This is a genomic window from Candidatus Magnetaquicoccus inordinatus, assembly GCF_004217665.1.
GTDB lineage: Bacteria > Pseudomonadota > Magnetococcia > Magnetococcales > Magnetaquicoccaceae > Magnetaquicoccus > Magnetaquicoccus inordinatus.
The window spans coordinates 1-1824 of the sequence record NZ_RXIU01000382.1 but is presented as its reverse complement, the minus strand read 5'-3'; the positions used below and the strand labels follow the sequence as shown (position 1 = coordinate 1824).

Sequence of the window (1824 nt, the reverse complement as noted above, 5' to 3'; positions counted from 1 at the left end):
CCGCACATTTTCAGCAGGGCTTTGCCCTGCACCCACCAGGAGGAGATAATCTCCTCCTGGACCTCCATAATAATTTCCTGATTTTCAAATGCGATTGCCCTGCAGTATCTGTTGCTTTGCAAATTGCTCACTCCCTTGCCCTGACTGGATGCCAGGACCAGGGAGTGATGCACTGCTGTCAGAATCCAAAAAAAAGCATGCTCGATGCTCACCATGCAGACAAAACATCCTGCCAGACTCCACCTCTCAAGCGGTCAGCCTGTGAGGCAGAGTCTGGATGCTCGCTGCCCGGCAAAACACCCTGTCAGGGCGTGCCCGGGGCACCGCCCATAAAAAAGCTGTGCAAACGTCCCTTCTGCTCCTCGTTCAATTGTTCGAGCAGCCCTTTGAATGCCTGCAAGCTCTGTTGCCGTTTTTCCACCATCCGCGCCGCCATCTGGGTGCGCCGTTCGGCAACCTCCAGCGCCGAAGTCACAGGCGCCATCATCCCTTCCCGCTTTTCCATGCGCACCGCAACCAATGCCATCGCTGCATCGGCATAACTCTTCCACGCTGCCTCTTGCTCGGCAGTCACTGCCAACAACCCCTTGATATAGTGCAGCGCCTGCTCCACAACCACAGGAGCCTGCCCCAACAATAACGGATCCATCACCCGCATGCCCATCCGCGAACGACAGTGCCCACAACCCATGCCCGCCCCACCATTGGGCGACAAGGCACACATCCGACACATGTTGCCCGCATCGGCCTGGGCTCCTGGCGGCAACTGGCACATCCGACAAGCCTCTGCCGTCGCGGGGTTGCCGGCGCCACCCTGCCGACACTGCTTGCACTGTGCACAACGGGCACACGGTTTCTGCTCCGCTGTCGCTTTTTTATCGATGCACATCGTGCATTTTTTCATACCCTGCTGCGCTGCTGCCGCATCCGGCTGCTGCTGGGTATGATCAAAACTGCCCGCCGCTACCGTGCCAACCGCATTGTGGCTGCCCGGCATCGGCCCACCCATGGCAGAAGCCGCATCACCGCCACGCCAACCCGGCCCCATAGGCCGCTCCGCACTGTTTGCCCATGGCGGAGCCATCGGACGGTTTTGCCATGCCGGTGCATTCATCCCTCCGGGAAAACCGGGACCGCCTGCATGATTGCCCCAGCCACCCATATAACCGGGAGCAGCACCATTGCCCCAACCAGCAGGATGACCGGGAGCAACCGCATTGCCCCAGGCACCAGGATGGGTTGGCGCAGCATATCCCCCTGGCGCCCCCCAGACGGGAGGATAGCCCGGCGGGAATGAGGCACTCCCCGGCATCTGCCCCCCGGTTGCACCCATGCTCTCGGCAGAGTGCATCTGCTGCATCGCCCCATGATCATGGTCATGCCCGAGCGCCGCGCCAGAGGCTGGCGCCGACTCAACCTGTGCGGTTGCTCCCTGCGCCTGTGCCGGTGCTCCGGCAGGTGACTCCGCCCACGCCAATGTGCTCAGACCCAGCCATAAACCACTGGCCACTATCCTGACCAGCCAATTGCTCCTTGCGACTCCTGTTCTCATTCTGTTCTCCTTAGCCATCCGTTCTTGTTACCAAAAAGCCCTGTGGATTGCCCCATGATCCAGGGCAAACACATTTGCACTATACACCACCATCCACAGGGAGCGTGTCGGACCTCCGCCCTCCCACATCTGCCCTTGCGGCGCGCATAAATGCCCCATAACCTGCAGGGATTTCACCCCTGCTCCCCATACTCCTTTTGTAACTATTCAGGTTCGTGCTGGCTCGCCAGCTCTACCCCCATGGGGATGCTGTGGGCATTGGCGCAAAAAAT

The 1824-nt window shown here is 60.1% G+C and carries 2 protein-coding genes; both read right to left on the bottom strand.

Translation table 11 applies throughout. From position 1 onward, the window contains the following. Positions 1-215: hypothetical protein (locus EJP87_RS18720; RefSeq protein WP_227657706.1), on the bottom strand; the 215-nt coding region annotated here is incomplete at its 3' end. 89 nt (positions 216-304) lie between these two features. Beyond that, positions 305-1552 (bottom strand): Spy/CpxP family protein refolding chaperone, encoded by a 1248-nt coding sequence (locus EJP87_RS15855; RefSeq protein ID WP_193771455.1) that lies wholly within the window; start codon positions 1550-1552, stop codon positions 305-307. Positions 1553-1824 lie beyond the last annotated feature (272 nt).

Excerpts from the sequence above, each read along its gene's own strand:
- EJP87_RS15855 (WP_193771455.1), bottom strand. The coding sequence starts at position 1,552 with ATGAGAACAGGAGTCGCAAGGAGCAATTGGCTGGTCAGGATAGTGGCC.